Origin of the sequence: Aquirhabdus parva (genome assembly GCF_003351745.1) — a bacterium.
Classification (GTDB): domain Bacteria; phylum Pseudomonadota; class Gammaproteobacteria; order Pseudomonadales; family Moraxellaceae; genus Aquirhabdus; species Aquirhabdus parva.
In genome coordinates, this window is sequence record NZ_CP031222.1 from 2,744,708 (window position 1) to 2,759,322 (window position 14,615).

The window sequence follows — 14,615 nt, forward strand, 5'->3', positions numbered from 1 at the left end:
AGAAGAATTGTTATCCATGATCTTTTGAGCATAGCAACATGTCGATCAGCCTGCCATAGCGATTTGATGACAATCACAGCGCTTGAGCTTTAGGAAAATGCTCAGCAATAAAAAAAGCCCCTTGGAATAAAGGGGCTTTTTTTGATTAATGCAGTAGCTAATTAGCCACGTGCAGCAATCGGGGTCACTTTACGCAGTTCTGGACCAGTATATTCAGCACTTGGACGAATGATACGATTGTCAGCGCGTTGTTCCATGACGTGTGCAGCCCAACCCGTTAAACGGCTGATCACGAAAATTGGCGTGAACAGTTTGGTTGGAATACCCATGAAGTGGTAAGCCGATGCATGGAAAAAGTCTGCATTACAGAACAGTTTTTTCTCACGCCACATGACTTCTTCACAGCGTACAGAGACTGGATACAGTACGGTATCACCGACATCAGCCGCTAGCTTTTCTGACCATTGCTTGATGATGCCGTTACGTGGATCGTTGTCTTTGTAGATCGCATGACCGAAGCCCATGATTTTGTCTTTACGTGCCAGCATCGCCAACATTTCTTGTTCAGCATGGTCTGGGCTGGTGAATTTTTCAATCATGTCCATAGCTGCTTCGTTTGCACCGCCGTGCAGAGGGCCACGCAGTGAACCAATCGCAGCAGTCACACAAGAGTGCATATCGGACAAGGTTGATGCACAAACACGTGCAGTGAAGGTTGACGCGTTGAACTCATGCTCTGCGTACAGAATCAAGGATACGTTCATGGTCTGTGCATGCAGTGCATTTGGTTTTTCACCTTTCAGCAAATGCAGGAAGTGTGAACCAATGCTGTCGTCATCGGTTTCAGTTTCGATGCGCACACCGTCGTGCGAAAAACGATACCAGTAGGTGATGATCGATGGGAATGCTGCCAATAAACGGTCAGTGGCGTCTTGCTGCTCTGCAAAGCTCAGCTCAGTTTCGAGGTTGCCCAGCATCGATGCGCCAGTACGCATCACATCCATTGGATGCGCTTCTTTTGGAATGTTTTCCAAAACGGTTTTCAGTGCTTGTGGCAAACCGCGTAAGGTTTTCAGTTTGGCTTTATAGGCTGCCAGTTGTGCTGCGGTTGGAAGTTCACCAAAGAAAATCAGATAGGCAACTTCTTCAAACTCGCAATGTTCTGCAAGGTCACGAACATCATAGCCACGGTAGGTCAGACCTGCCCCTTCTTTCCCTACGGTTGAGAGTGCAGTTTTACCTGCAACTTGTCCACGTAGCCCCGCACCGGATAATACTTTTGCTTCTGCCATGTTGTTTATTCCTATCGATTGTTGATTTAAAGGATAACGTCTACATTCTATTTTTAAAGCGAATCCCCACTCACCTGCATTTCTTCAAGCAGGTCAGCGGGATTTTTAAACTTATTTCTCAGATTTAAACAATGCGTCGAGTTTATCTTCGTAGGAGTAGTAATCCAGGAACTTGTACAGGTCGACACGCTTTTGCATCAGGTCGAGTACGTTGACTTGAGTCCCTTCTTTACGTACGGCTTCAAATACGGCCAGTGCCGCTTTCTGCATTGCGCGCGTGCCAGACAGCGGGTAAAGCACCATCGCGATGTCTTGTTCGCGGAGTTGTTCAACCGTGTAGTACGGGGTATCGCCGAACTCGGTGATATTGGCAAGAACGGGAACTTTAACCGCGTCACAGACCTTTTTGTACATGGTGATGTCGGTCATCGCTTCTGCGAAGATCGCATCCGCACCCGCTTCAACGAATGCACAAGCACGGTCAATCACGCCTTGCAGACCTTCAGCTTGCAACGAATCAGTACGCGCCATGATGACGAAGTCAGAATCGGTTTTAGCATCAACTGCTGCTTTGACGCGGTCAACCATTTCACCTTTGGTGACGATTTCTTTATTTGGACGATGACCACAGCGTTTTTGCGCGACTTGGTCTTCAATATGCACAGCAGCGACCCCAGCGCGGATCATTTCTTTAACGGTACGGCCGATGTTGAATGCACCGCCCCAACCCGTATCGATGTCCACAAGGAGTGGTGTATCGACCACGCTAGTGATACGGCGTGCGTCAATCAACACATCTTCAAGTGAAGTAATGCCCAAATCAGGCAAGCCATAGGAGTAGTTCGCAACGCCCGCACCGGATAAATAAATCGCTTTGTAGCCCACTTGAGTGGCCATCATGGCGGCATAGGCATTGACCGTGCCCATGATTTGTAGTGGTTTTTCAGCCGCTAAGGCTTCCCGAAAACGTTTACCTGCACTGCTTGTAGACATCAAAAACACTCCTGACAATTGAATCCTAGCCTTATCTTGAGCACGCTAGGATGAGATGAGCATATAAAATTTTGCCGATATTGTAGCGGATTCTTTACACAAGTTGAGTAATTCACTCCATCACGCTAAAAAATTCTCAATATAGCGCCTTTATAACGCCCTCTAGAAACGCAAAAGCCCAATATGGAGAACCATATTGGGCTTTGATATTGCTGATAAATCATTAAGGCAATTTGACAATGCCATAACCTGCGCCACTACGCTGATAGTAGTGTTTATTGGCAAAATAATAGGTTTGGTGATGGGATTTCACAATCCGGTAGCGATGCGGTAAGGTCTTAATCCATCCTTTGGTCGATGGTGGGGTCACCGCGGCTTTAGGATGAGCTTGATGCCATTTTGCGTCATGGACGGATTCAGCACGATACTTGCTGCTGGGTTGCTGTGGAATCGCTTGTGCAACCTGTAACGACCCAGCCCATAGCCCAAGCACCACGAGTGTGCCCAGACCTGCTTTCAACGTGATTGGATTTGAAGTACTCACACCTTCCCCTTTTTCATAACACCATCAAGTATTTAATACTTGATGGATGACGTTTTATGACGATGTTTTGGCATGCTGATTCTTGAAAAAAGCATGGAGCTCATCTTGACTAATCTGACCGTTATGATCTGTATCAATTTCATTAAAGTGTTGTGCGATTTTTGGAGCATTTGCTTGAGCTTCGCTCAAGCTAATCTGACCATCGCCATTGGTATCAATTTTCTTGAACCAATCGCCACGATCACGCCATGGGCCGCGATCATCACCGCCATGATGATGCTCATGACCAAACAAACGACCCCATAAATGATGCCAAAAACCACCATGATGAGGCTTGAACGCCAGCCATTCTGCCAAGGTCAACTGGCCATCATGATTGGTATCCGCCTTTTTAAAGGCTTCGGTACGCATCTCGATGCGCTTGGCATCCCATTTTGCTTTCTGAGCCTCATGGTAAGCCTTCAGTTCATCCTGACTAATCAAGCCATTATGATCAGTATCGATCTCATTAAAGTGCTTGGCAATAAATGGGGCATTCGATTGCGCTTCAGCAAGACTAATCTGATTGTCATGATTAGCATCTACTTTTTGCAGCCATTCTGCAAGATGTTTAGCACCGCGATCCGCTTCTGGAGGTGGTGGTGGTTGATCCCCAGCATGTTCTGGGCGCTCATCGGGGCGACCTTGATCTGGACCTCCACGATGCCCCTCAAAACGATGCTCAGGACGTGGCGGTTTAAACGCTAACCACTCTTGCAAACTTACCGTACCATCTTTATTGGTATCAGCGAGATTAAAAAGTTCGGTACGACGCTGAGTGCGCTGTTGCTCACGTTCGGCTTTATGCTGTTCGTGCCACGCTTTACGCTGTTCAGAGGTCAATTCTGGTTTAGCAGCCGGAGCAACACTGGCTGATGCTGTGGCTACAGCGGCACTTGCCGCACTATCATCGGCCCAACTCGCCATGGACAATCCACCACAACCGATCACGACTGCCGCGATCAGAGAGTGCTTAAAACTCGGCTGTTTGCTGAGCTGTTTTTTTGACAATTGCTTCGAAATAAATGTACTCATTTGATGACTCCGATTTGTCGGTACGGCTAATTGCCGCTTTTTGTGGACAAGACCAAAGTAACGTTCAAATGTCGGTACAATTTGCAGGAAATGAGGAGAAAACAAGGAGCTATATGCCTTTGCGTGACTTATACACGCTTTAGGTACATCACCTATTTTCTCCGCTTTTTTTATCCTACAGCTCCAGTTTATAGCCCACGCCATAAATCGAACGGATCACATCTTCAGGGGCAACCACGGCCATTTTCTTTCTTAAGTTTTTGATATGACTATCAATAGTGCGATCCGTAATGATGCGCTGATCATCATAGACATGATTGATCAACTGATCGCGTTGAAACACGCGCCCCGGAGCATCGGCCAAGGTCTTCAGCAAACGAAACTCAGCCGGGGTAAGCTCTAACAATTGATCGTGATAACGCGCTTCAAAACGTGCCTCATCCAGCTGTAATTGCGGAAAATGAGTCAATCCAGTGGTTTTGATACCCTGATCGCCATGCGGAATACGACGTAAAATCGCCTTGACGCGCGCCATCACTTCACGCGGGCTAAATGGCTTGCAGATATAATCATCGGCACCAATCTCAAGCCCGATCAAGCGGTCGATCTCTTCAACCCGTGCTGTAATCATGATGATTGGTACTTGGCTGATCCGGCGCAAGTCCTTGCAGACATCTAGACCATCACGTCCGGGCAGCATCAAATCCAGCAAGACCAGATCGGGTTGATCTGCTTTGGCATGTTCGCTGTAAAATTTCGCAACGTCACGACCGTCAGAAATCCAATGCGTCGCATAATCATTGGCGGTTAGGTAGTCGATCAGTACTTGTGCCAGTTTCGGCTCGTCTTCAACCACGAGCACTAAGGCTTTCTTCTCAGTCATCACTCTTTCCTTCTAAAGCTGGGTTCTCGTTAGGCAGTACAATATCAATCCAAATGCCTCCGAGCGGTGAATGTTTGGCTTGGATCGTGCCCCCATGCGCCTCAACAATCGTCTGGCAAAGCGGTAAACCTAAACCTGCGCCGCCCGTAGCCCGATTACGCGAGCTTTCCACTCGATAAAGACGCTCAAACAGTTGTGGCAACTCTTCGTCAGACACCCCCGGAGCTGAGTCTTGCAAACTGATGTGGACACCATGATCGGTACGCCGCACGGTAAATTTGACTTGTCCATTGGGGTCGGTATAACGCAGTGTATTTTCAAATAAGTTCTTAAATAACTGGGTTAATCGACGCTCATCGCCATACAGAAGCACAGGCTGATCAGGCTGTAGCACATATAAGGTTAATTGCTTCTGCTTGAATCGCTCTTGAAAAAGCGAAATCACATGATGCAAGCACGCATTAATGTCCATCTCTTGCATTTGATAACGTAAACCGCCGACATCTGAAAGCGATAACTGATAAAGGTCATCAACGAGCTGACTTAAGGCTTGGGTCTCGGATAATAATGAGCTCATCGCGGCAACATCGGGCTTTCTTATTCCATCCTGAATGGCTTCCAGCTCGCCTTTGAGGATGGCCAGCGGCGTTCGCAGTTCATGAGAAATATCCGCTACAAAATCGCGGCGCATTTTTTCATTGCGCTCAAGCGTTGCCGCCAGATGATTAAAGTCTTTTGCGAGCTGCCCCAACTCATCTTGCTGGTCCACATGGGTACGGGTCTCGTAACGACCTGCAATCAACTGCTGAGTTGCATCGGCCAAGCGGCGAACCGGTGCAAGAAACAGCCGAGCGAGCATCAATGCAGCGATGATCGCAACAATTGCTGCACCGAGCATAATCAGTAAACTCGACTTACGTTGCTGAGCCAAAAACTTCTGTTCAGCAGGCATTGCTCGTCTTTCACGCGGAGAAACTGCAAGCCAGCCTACGGGATTAGAATGAAAGAGGATAGGATAACGATGCGAGGCTTGAGAGAGATCGGTCTTACCCGCGATCACAACGCCTTTCTCATCGAGTAAACTCCAATGGGCAAAACGTCTGGAGCGATAATCCGAATTTGGTTGTGGACGTTTAAACTCTGCGGGATGTTGTACGCCCTCAGGAGATTTCTTCGGCTCGGCTTTAGCAGCCGCTGCATCATGGATATCCTGAAGTGTTTTTTTCTCAGACTCACTTACCAGACCTTTGAGCTGGTCACCAAAGGAAGGATCCATGGGTTGCCTGTTATTCAGCCCTCGCCAGATGCCGTCAGAACGCAGAATATCCCGCCATAGTTCGGGCTTATTACGAATAAAATCCCAACTGCCTTTATCATCATAAAGATCAGCAAGCGTCACCGACATCGCTTGTGCACGCTGATCATCCTGCTGTTCATTAAAGGCATTAAAACTATGACGCAGACTCCACGTCATGGCCCCACCCATTGCAAAAATGACCAGCGCACTAATGCCCAGAATGGCTATAAACAACTTGGTGGTGATGGCTATCCGCATGATAACCCTACCCGTAATTCCTTGATCATTGTACTCACGTCATTCAATTTTAAGGCTTTGAAGCATAGTATGCGAGGCAAATCCTGCATTCAAGTTGTGCGATGTATCCTTGTCAGCATAGACTAGGGTCTTTCGTGACATGAATTTTAAAAATAAAGGCAGGGAACCTATGATCATCAAACGCCTCGATCCAGACGCTGATGAAGCACAAATGATTATCACGCAGTCTGATGCCTATATGGCCAGCCTCTACCCCAGCGAGAGTAATCATCTGGCCAGTACCCATGCGCTTAAACAATCCAATGTACTGTTCCTCGGCGCTTATGTTCTAAACCCTGCTCAAGAAGAGAAACTCGCAGGATGCGGCGCAGTACGAATCCGCATGGATGATGGACACTATGGGGAAATTAAACGTCTGTTTGTCTTTGAGGAATACCGTGGTCTTGGGATTTCAAAAGAAATCATGTGTGCCCTTGAGTCCTCCCTGATTGATCAGGAAATCTGGATTGCCCGCTTAGAAACGGGGGTCAAACAGCCCGAAGCCATCGCACTTTATCAGAAAATCGGTTATATAGAGCGAGGTCCATTTGCGAGCTATCTACCTGACCCCCTGAGCTTATTTATGGAAAAAACGCTATCGCCCCATGCGCTATAGACCGTTCCATACGATACGTTTCGAGATAGGCCATCGAAACTTCACCTAAAATCCATAATCGATACTGGACATCAGTTGCGATTCATTCCAATAATGCATGATCATTTCTGACCTGACTGGCTATGTCTTCGATCACTCCTCCCGCAACGACTAAAAGAATCCTGTTGGTTGAAGATGACCCAGCCATTGCTGAACCACTCATTTATGCGCTGCAACGCGAAGGCTGGTTGGTCAATTGGGTCACGCTTGCCGCACAGGCCTTAGATCGACAAGCAGCGACACCACACGACTTTATGATTCTGGATGTCGGACTTCCTGATATGGATGGCTTTGATCTATGCCGTGCCATCCGGAAACAGTGGAGCACTCCGCTGCTCTTCCTCACCGCACGCAGTGAGGAAATCGAACGTATCATTGGTCTTGAGATTGGCGCCGATGATTACTGTGCAAAACCCTTTAGCCCGCGTGAAATTATCTCCCGTATTAAGGTCATCTGGCGACGGATGCAGAGTCCAGAGGTCGCACCTAGCCAGATGACCTCAAGTCCAGAACCTGTGCCGGACATAGAGCAACTGATTGCTTGGGGACCCTGGCACTTGAATCTGCTGACCTTTCATGTGCTTTATCACGCGCAGCCCTTGAGCCTAACCCGCTATGAACTCCGCTTACTGGAAGTGTTGTTGAGACACCCTGAGCGCGTCTGGAGCCGTAACCAGCTGATGCAAGCGGCATGGGAGCACCCGGATCATAGTTTAGAGCGCACCATCGACAGCCATATAAAAACTTTGCGTCAGAAGCTACGTGCGATTGATCCCATCGACCCAATTCAGACCCATCGGGGATTGGGTTATAGCTTAAGTCGTTCATCAGCAGATTAACGATGCTTGTCTATAATCGCAGGACGCGCAGCGGAGTACACCCATGTCGATCTTTTTAAGAATCTGGCTGGCTTTTGCCATCGTGCTGTTGGTCGGTAGTTACTTTACTTTAAGCGCCATGCAAAACCAAATTAAGCCAAGTGTGCGACAGGTTGTTGAAGAAATACTCGCTGACAATGCCAATATCATCGCCACGTTGATTGCAACTGACGTCGCTAACGGTCAAGTCCAGACCCCTGAATTTCAGCAAAAGATGCAGCAAATTCTGAGTCGCAAACTGGACGCCAAAATCTGGAATCAACAAAAAGATAACATCAGCCAGCAGCTTTATATCACCGATAGCAAAGGCGTGGTGCTCTACGACTCGCAAGGTCTTGCCGTGGGCCATGATTATTCCCGCTGGAATGATGTCTATCTGACGCTGCGCGGTCACTATGGTGTGCGCTCAACGCGTACTAACCCCAATGATGCCAGTACCTCTACCATGTATGTTGCCGCACCGATCCTCTGGCAAGGACAACTCATCGGTGTGCTTTCACTGGCAAAACCCGGAATATCAGTACAACCCTATATCGACCGTGCACAACATGAAATGATGTTTAGGGCGGTGTGGATTGTACTGTTGTCCTTGATTGTCAGTGGCGGTGTGGCATGGTGGCTGCGACATGGTATTGAACAAGTACGACGCTATGCCTTGGCGTTTACACCCAGATCTGCCACTGAGTCGCATTCACAAGATTCTGGCTATGCGCCCAGTAAGCCTGCTAAACCATTACGCTTTTGGATTGCCCGTGAGCTCAACGATCTGACCAAAACCATTGATGACATGCGCGAGGCTCTGGCAGGTAAGGCCTATGTCGAAAACTATGTCCATACCCTCACCCATGAGCTCAAAAGTCCGCTGACCGCAATCGCCGCCAGCGCCGAACTCTTGCAAGATGATTTACCGACTACGGATCGTCTGCGTTTTGCCAAGAACATTCATGAACAGACCGAGCGCCTGCAACTGCTGATCGAGCGCCTACTTTTACTCACCCGATTAGAGAAACAGCAGGATCATCTGGAACAACCTCTTGATCGACAACCAGTCTTACTCATCGAGCAGTTTAAGCAATTGCTGCATGAGCGCAGCGCCCTGATCGAAACACGGCAATTGCAGATCACGCAGGATATTCCCAATAACACCACGCTCAATGCCGAGCCTTTCTGGTTAGGTCAGGCCTTGGGTAATCTTTTGGATAATGCCATTGATTTCACGCCGCAGGGTGGTCGCATTCTGATCAGTGCCGGCCTTGCCACAGATCAGGAGCATAGCCTACGGATTCAAATCCAGAATGATGGTCAAGCGATTCCCGACTATGCGTTGCCACAAGTCTTTGATCGTTACTTCTCATTGCCTAGGCCCGGCAGTGGACGTAAAAGTACGGGAATCGGTCTAACGCTGGTGCGTGAGGTGATGGCGCTGCATCAAGGCTATGCGCAGATTGAGAATATTGCGAACGGCGTATTGGTCAGTCTGTACTTTAAACAAACTTAGGGAATAGCGTAGAGGCGTTGATTTTTATGAGAGTTCAACACCTCTAAACATTTGCAATCTACCAGTAATTCTCAACCGCGATATTGCCTACCCCACGACGATTCATGGTCAAGCCACGGGCTTTTAAGGCATTGCGCGTATCGTCCACCATTTGCGGATTGCCGCATAACATCACATGACTACTCTCGGGACGGAGTTCTACCCCAGCGGCCTCTTCCAATCGACCTGATGCAATCAATGTTGGCAATCGCTGGTGCAGTGGATAGTTAGAATCACGCGTCACAATGGGCAGGAATTGAAAACTGGCACCACCTTCATCACGGAATAGCTCGGGGAGCGCATTGATCTCGGTGACATACGCCAGTTCTTCCAACGTACGGACACTGTAGGCCAAAACAATATGCCGATAGCTCTGCCAGACTGTAAAGTCTTGCAAGATCGATAGAAATGGCGCAAGCCCTGTTCCGGTTGCCAGCAGCCAGAGGTCTTGTGGCAAAGGCTCCTGATAGCGTGCAAGCGTCAGATACCCGTAAGGGATACGTTCAAGCAGTAATTGATCACCGGCCTTTAAAAACTGCAACTTTGAGGTGAATGCACCATCCGCCACCACAATGGAGAAAAACTCCAGCTCTTCGGCAAAGGGCGATGACACCACAGAATAGGCACGGACTATCGGTGCTGCATCTGGGACTTCAATGCCAATGCGAGCAAACTGTCCGGCGTCAAAACGAAAATGGGCAGGACGCGTCATAACAAAGCTAAATAGAGTTGGGCTCCAACGACGTACGCTCAGGACGGTTTCTCTGGTGTATTTCTCGCTCAGGGCATCCACCACAGGCGCACTTACTCCCTCATCACTCACGCAAATATCTCCCCAACGGACTTTAACTGACTTAACTGACTGGGCCTATCTCACCTGCCAACATGGTAGCATGTCGCTTGCTTAAAGTGATTCATCAACTTGATTGAGATTGATCCATGCGTATGACCTTGCGCCAGCTTGCCGTTTTTGTTGCCATTGCCCAAGAGGGAACCGTTACCCGCGCCAGTGAAGCCGTGCGCCTCACCCAAAGCGCCGCCAGTATGGCGCTGTCCGACCTTGAAAATGGCATCGAGTCCCCCTTATTTGATCGTCAGGGCAAGCGTCTGCATTTAAATGATTTAGGACGCTATCTTCTGCCCCAAGCACTAGAAATTTTAGGTCGTGCGGAAGCATTTGAACAAGCAGCGCGTGGTGAGCTACAAACCGTTGATCTGCGTCTCGGCTCAACGCTCACCATCAGTGACTATCTAATGCCTGACCTGATGGCGGGTTTCTTGCTGAAGAAACCCGATGCACACCTGCGCCTGCAAGTGGGCAACACTCGCCAGATTATCGAAGCAGTCAGCCAGTTCCAACTGGATTTGGGATTGATTGAAGGCTCATGTAACCTCCCGCAGTTGCAAGCAATTCCATGGGGGGCGGATGAACTGGCGGTGTGCAGCGCGCCAACCCATCCCCTAGCGATCAAACAGCAGCACACAGCACTTCATCTTGATGACTTCCGAGATGCTGACTGGATCGTACGTGAGGAAGGCTCAGGTACCCGCGAGGTCTTTGATAAGATCGTGTTGAATGATCTACCGGATGCCCGCTTACGCCTGACATTGGGTCATAATGAAGCGATTCTAAAAGTGGTGGCTGGTGGGATTGGCATTGGCTGTGTATCGCGTCTTGCCGTTGAACCGATGATTGATGCAGGTCAATTGGTGGTATTGAATACACCGTTCTGGATGTTGATTCGCCCGTTCTTCTTGCTGGTACATCGTCAGAAGTATCAAGGACCAGGTATGAAGGCGTTTATGACGTATTGCCAAGAATCAATTTAACACAAAAAAAATGGGCAATAAAAAACCAGACATCGCGTCTGGTTTTTTATTATTTAAGCCTAATTTAGGTTTAGAAGCGTGCCATCGCAGCCAGTGCCAAGAGTGGCGCAGGATAGACCCCGAGGATCAACACCAGCAGAGAGCATAAGAGCACGACCACCCCACCCGCTTGCGTGCCCCAGTTGCCTTGCGCATCCAGCCCTTTGGTTTTGGCAGGAGTCATATAGAGCACGACCAATACACGCAAGTAGTAGTACAAGCCGATTGCACTACCCAAGATCACCACGGCAAGCAGATACCATGCACCGCCAGTGGTCGCAGAGAGGATCACGAAGAACTTCCCGATAAAACCAGCAGTCAGTGGAATACCAGCGAGTGACAGCATCATCACGGTCAGTACCGCAGTCAGTACCGGACGACGCCAGAACAAACCACGATAATCTGCCAAAGACTCCGCTTCATCGCCGTCATAAGGGCTCGACATCAAGGCCACTACACCAAAAGCACCAATCGTGGTCAGCACATAAGCGACCAAGTAGATATTGACAGTCGGTAAGCTTGCAGTACCTGCAACCACGATCGCAATCAGGATGTAACCCAAGTGCGCGATAGATGAATAACCTAGCAGACGCTTGATGTTAACCTGACGTACAGCCAATAAGTTACCAATGATCACGGACAATACTGCAATGACGGTCAGGACGATACGTGTCCCTTCCATCGCCAGTGCACCACTGCTGAACAAGAAGCGCAGGAGCAATGCCAAAACTGCGACTTTGCTGACCGTCGCCAAAAATGTGGCAACGGGTGCAGGCGCACCTTGATAGACATCGGGTGTCCAACGATGGAACGGCACCAATGACAATTTAAAAGAAACACCCACCAAAATCAGGCCAACACCCGTCACTGCAAGCGGCGCATGTAAGGTGCGCACCAAGACTTCGCCCAATTGACGGAAATCCAGTGTGCCGCTGTAAGCATACAAGAAAGCCATACCCATCAGGATCGATGCAGAAGCCGTTGCGGATAGCACCATATACTTGATGCCTGACTCCAACGCTTTGCTGCGCTCGTGGGTATACGCGAGCAATCCATAAGTTGGTACAGAAAGTAGTTCAAGACCGATAAAGAAAGAGGTCATGTTCTGCGCACAAACCAGCAGCATACCGCCTGCGATTGCAATCAACAGCAGAATATACAGCTCTTCTTTATTATCTTTATAGTCATGAATGTAGGCATGGGCCAAGGTACAGCACGCCAAACCTGCAATCAGGATCAGAATAATATAGAACTGTGCAAAACCATCCACCACGAACAGCGAGTTAATCGCATTGATTGCAGCGACTTTGCCCGTCACAAATTGCTCAGGCAGAAAGTCTAATTGGATAAATTCTTTAATCCCGAAACTTTGATCAGGACCTAATTGGAAATAACGACGCAGCACTTCCATCGGAATAATTTGCAAACGATGGACCGCAGGTAAGAACACCGATAACAGCGCCGCATTCAGACCAATCACCGTCACCGTCGCACTGAGGTTATGGTGACGCTTAATCGCAATCAGCAGCATTACTAAAACGGAGGTCAAACTGACAATAAAGACTGGCATTAAAGGCAGAAAATCGACCAAATTGAGTTCATTCGTCATGGCTTAGTGAACTCCCGTGCCAGTTGTTGTCGGTAAAGCTGGAACTGCTGCTGGAAACAGTGGCGAAGTAAACGAATTACTGATCCATTGCATGGTTTGATTCGAAGTATCCAAAACAGTTTGAGGATACAAGCCGAGCCACACCAAGCCGACAGCCATCACCACCAGCAGTGATAATTCACGTGCATTGAGATCAGTGATGGCAAAGGTTGCTGATGTAGCAGGGCTGTTGTGATGATGATCAGCAACAGGCGCTGTTGCTACAGGCTCATCATTTTCGTCATGTGCAGGAATCACGGTTTCATGTGCATGACCAAATAAGGTCTGGTGAATCATGAACAGTGAATACAGACCAGCAAGGACTAAGCTGACTGTCGCAAGCACCGTATACCACGGGTACTGTTTAAACGCACCGAGTAGAATCAGGAACTCACCGATAAAGTTTCCGGTACCGGGAATACCCAGTAAAGCAGCACTAAAGAACATCAAGAAGACGGGTAAGTAGCGCGCACGTCCCCACATTCCGCCCATCAGACGCAAGTCACGGGTATGCAGACGTTCGTAAATTTGACCGCTCATGATAAACAGTGCAGCGGATGACAAACCGTGTGCCAGCATTTGGACCATCAGACCTTGCATGGTCAGCAGATTGCCGGAATAGATCGCCAGCAGAATAAAACCCATGTGCGACACACTGGTATAGGCAATTAGACGCTTGATATCGGTCTGCAGGAATGCAACCCATGCGCCGTAGAACACGCCGATCATCCCGAGGGTAATCGCAATCGGTGCAAACTCTGCTGATGCGTGCGGGAATAATGGAATCACGAAACGCAATAGACCATAAGCCGCTGTCTTGATCAGAATACCTGCCAAGTCGACCGAACCCGCTGTGGGTGCTTGCGCATGCGCATCAGGCAACCAGCCATGGAGTGGCACAACCGGTAGCTTCACCGCAAAAGCAATAAAGAACGTCAGCATCAGCGCATATTCAAAGCCCGGTGGGAACTGCGTGCCCAGCAATGCCATATAGTCAAAGCTGAGTTGATGTGTTTGCTGATAGCGGATCAAGACCAGAGCCAAGATACCGACCAACATGATCAGACCCGATGCTTGGGTATAGATGAAGAACTTGGTCGCTGCATAGACACGGCTGTGACCATTCGATCCGGCATGACCCCACAGTGCGATCAGGAAGTAGATCGGCACCAGCATCATTTCCCAGAAGAAGAAGAACAAGAACATGTCGATCGCGAGAAACACACCGATCACACCGCCCAAGCTCCACAGCAGATTCAGGTGGAAGAAGCCCACATGTTTTTGGATCTCCCCCCAAGAACAGCCCACAGCGAGCACACCCAAAAGTGCAGTCAAAGCGACCATCATGAGTGAAAGACCATCCAGCGCCAGATGGATATTAATCCCCAACTGCGGAATCCACTGGACTAAATATTCTGCTTGCCATACAGGCGCTGTACCCGGTTGCACCAGATTATGCGCAGATAAGCTGTAATCACCGTGTATCCAGAGGTGTATCGTCAAACCCAACGTCAACAACATACCGAACAAGGCAATCCAACGCGGAAAGCTGATACTAATTTTTTCGCCAACCCAGCACAGAAATCCTGTAATAAAAGGAATCAGGATCAATAGCGGTAAAATCAGGTTATTTTGAAAATGTTCCATC

13 protein-coding genes are annotated in these 14,615 nt (G+C 48.8%); 4 read left to right on the plus strand and 9 right to left on the minus strand.

What is annotated here, in order from left to right:
- Positions 1-161 precede the first annotated feature (161 nt).
- The 6 genes from prpC to HYN46_RS12380 all read right to left on the minus strand — a co-directional run bounded on the left by prpC (position 162) and on the right by HYN46_RS12380 (position 6,341).
- Positions 162-1,292, minus strand: a complete 1,131-nt coding sequence (prpC, locus tag HYN46_RS12355; RefSeq protein ID WP_114899666.1) for a bifunctional 2-methylcitrate synthase/citrate synthase — start codon at positions 1,290-1,292, stop codon at positions 162-164.
- A gap of 111 nt (positions 1,293-1,403) precedes the next feature.
- The gene (gene prpB / locus HYN46_RS12360) at positions 1,404-2,285 is read right to left on the minus strand and encodes a methylisocitrate lyase (protein ID WP_407640760.1); all 882 of its coding nucleotides are present in this window, start codon (positions 2,283-2,285) and stop codon (positions 1,404-1,406) included.
- A 223-nt stretch (positions 2,286-2,508) separates the two neighbouring features.
- Entirely contained in the window at positions 2,509-2,829 is a 321-nt protein-coding gene (locus tag HYN46_RS12365; protein WP_114899667.1) for a hypothetical protein, read from the minus strand.
- Between the two features lie 54 nt (positions 2,830-2,883).
- Complete coding sequence (locus HYN46_RS12370) at positions 2,884-3,903, minus strand: EF-hand domain-containing protein (RefSeq protein WP_162818189.1); 1,020 nt, start codon at positions 3,901-3,903, stop codon at positions 2,884-2,886.
- Between the two features lie 175 nt (positions 3,904-4,078).
- Complete coding sequence (locus HYN46_RS12375) at positions 4,079-4,786, minus strand: response regulator (RefSeq protein WP_114899669.1); 708 nt, start codon at positions 4,784-4,786, stop codon at positions 4,079-4,081.
- Positions 4,779-6,341, minus strand: a complete 1,563-nt coding sequence (locus HYN46_RS12380; protein ID WP_114899670.1) for an ATP-binding protein — start codon at positions 6,339-6,341, stop codon at positions 4,779-4,781. The genes HYN46_RS12375 and HYN46_RS12380 overlap by 8 nt, the downstream gene beginning before the upstream one ends.
- Before the next feature lie 169 nt (positions 6,342-6,510).
- Between HYN46_RS12380 and HYN46_RS12385 the strand changes: the two genes are divergently transcribed.
- The 3 genes from HYN46_RS12385 to creC all read left to right on the plus strand — a co-directional run bounded on the left by HYN46_RS12385 (position 6,511) and on the right by creC (position 9,411).
- Entirely contained in the window at positions 6,511-6,996 is a 486-nt protein-coding gene (locus tag HYN46_RS12385) for a GNAT family N-acetyltransferase (RefSeq protein WP_114899671.1), read from the plus strand.
- 122 nt (positions 6,997-7,118) lie between these two features.
- Positions 7,119-7,874 carry a two-component system response regulator CreB gene (gene creB / locus HYN46_RS12390; RefSeq protein WP_114899672.1) on the plus strand — a complete coding sequence of 252 codons (756 nt, stop codon included), beginning with the start codon at positions 7,119-7,121 and terminating at the stop codon, positions 7,872-7,874.
- Between the two features lie 43 nt (positions 7,875-7,917).
- A complete protein-coding gene (gene creC / locus HYN46_RS12395) occupies positions 7,918-9,411 on the plus strand; it encodes a two-component system sensor histidine kinase CreC (protein WP_114899673.1) in 1,494 nt (497 codons plus the stop codon).
- A gap of 58 nt (positions 9,412-9,469) precedes the next feature.
- Here the strand turns inward: creC and HYN46_RS12400 are convergent, their stop codons facing one another.
- Positions 9,470-10,234 carry a ferredoxin--NADP reductase gene (locus HYN46_RS12400; RefSeq protein WP_228254945.1) on the minus strand — a complete coding sequence of 255 codons (765 nt, stop codon included), beginning with the start codon at positions 10,232-10,234 and terminating at the stop codon, positions 9,470-9,472.
- Between the two features lie 155 nt (positions 10,235-10,389).
- Here HYN46_RS12400 and HYN46_RS12405 point away from each other — a divergent pair, with 155 nt between their 5' ends.
- Entirely contained in the window at positions 10,390-11,280 is an 891-nt protein-coding gene (locus tag HYN46_RS12405; RefSeq protein ID WP_114899675.1) for a LysR family transcriptional regulator, read from the plus strand.
- 70 nt (positions 11,281-11,350) lie between these two features.
- On the opposite strand, the gene nuoN is transcribed toward HYN46_RS12405, so the two are convergent.
- Together nuoN and nuoM are read right to left on the minus strand one after the other, a co-directional pair.
- Entirely contained in the window at positions 11,351-12,928 is a 1,578-nt protein-coding gene (nuoN, locus tag HYN46_RS12410) for an NADH-quinone oxidoreductase subunit NuoN (protein WP_228254807.1), read from the minus strand.
- Between the two features lie 3 nt (positions 12,929-12,931).
- Entirely contained in the window at positions 12,932-14,614 is a 1,683-nt protein-coding gene (gene nuoM, locus HYN46_RS12415; RefSeq protein WP_114899676.1) for an NADH-quinone oxidoreductase subunit M, read from the minus strand.
- Position 14,615: the final 1 nt, after the last annotated feature.

Coding starts and splice junctions, on each gene's coding strand:
- nuoN (WP_228254807.1), bottom strand. CDS start 12,928: ATGACGAATGAACTCAATTTGGTCGATTTTCTGCCTTTAATGCCAGTC.
- prpB (WP_407640760.1), bottom strand. CDS start 2,285: ATGTCTACAAGCAGTGCAGGTAAACGTTTTCGGGAAGCCTTAGCGGCT.
- HYN46_RS12375 (WP_114899669.1), bottom strand. CDS start 4,786: ATGACTGAGAAGAAAGCCTTAGTGCTCGTGGTTGAAGACGAGCCGAAA.
- prpC (WP_114899666.1), bottom strand. CDS start 1,292: ATGGCAGAAGCAAAAGTATTATCCGGTGCGGGGCTACGTGGACAAGTT.
- HYN46_RS12370 (WP_162818189.1), bottom strand. CDS start 3,903: ATGAGTACATTTATTTCGAAGCAATTGTCAAAAAAACAGCTCAGCAAA.
- HYN46_RS12380 (WP_114899670.1), bottom strand. CDS start 6,341: ATGCGGATAGCCATCACCACCAAGTTGTTTATAGCCATTCTGGGCATT.
- nuoM (WP_114899676.1), bottom strand. CDS start 14,614: ATGGAACATTTTCAAAATAACCTGATTTTACCGCTATTGATCCTGATT.
- creC (WP_114899673.1), top strand. CDS start 7,918: ATGTCGATCTTTTTAAGAATCTGGCTGGCTTTTGCCATCGTGCTGTTG.
- HYN46_RS12405 (WP_114899675.1), top strand. CDS start 10,390: ATGCGTATGACCTTGCGCCAGCTTGCCGTTTTTGTTGCCATTGCCCAA.
- creB (WP_114899672.1), top strand. CDS start 7,119: ATGTCTTCGATCACTCCTCCCGCAACGACTAAAAGAATCCTGTTGGTT.
- HYN46_RS12385 (WP_114899671.1), top strand. CDS start 6,511: ATGATCATCAAACGCCTCGATCCAGACGCTGATGAAGCACAAATGATT.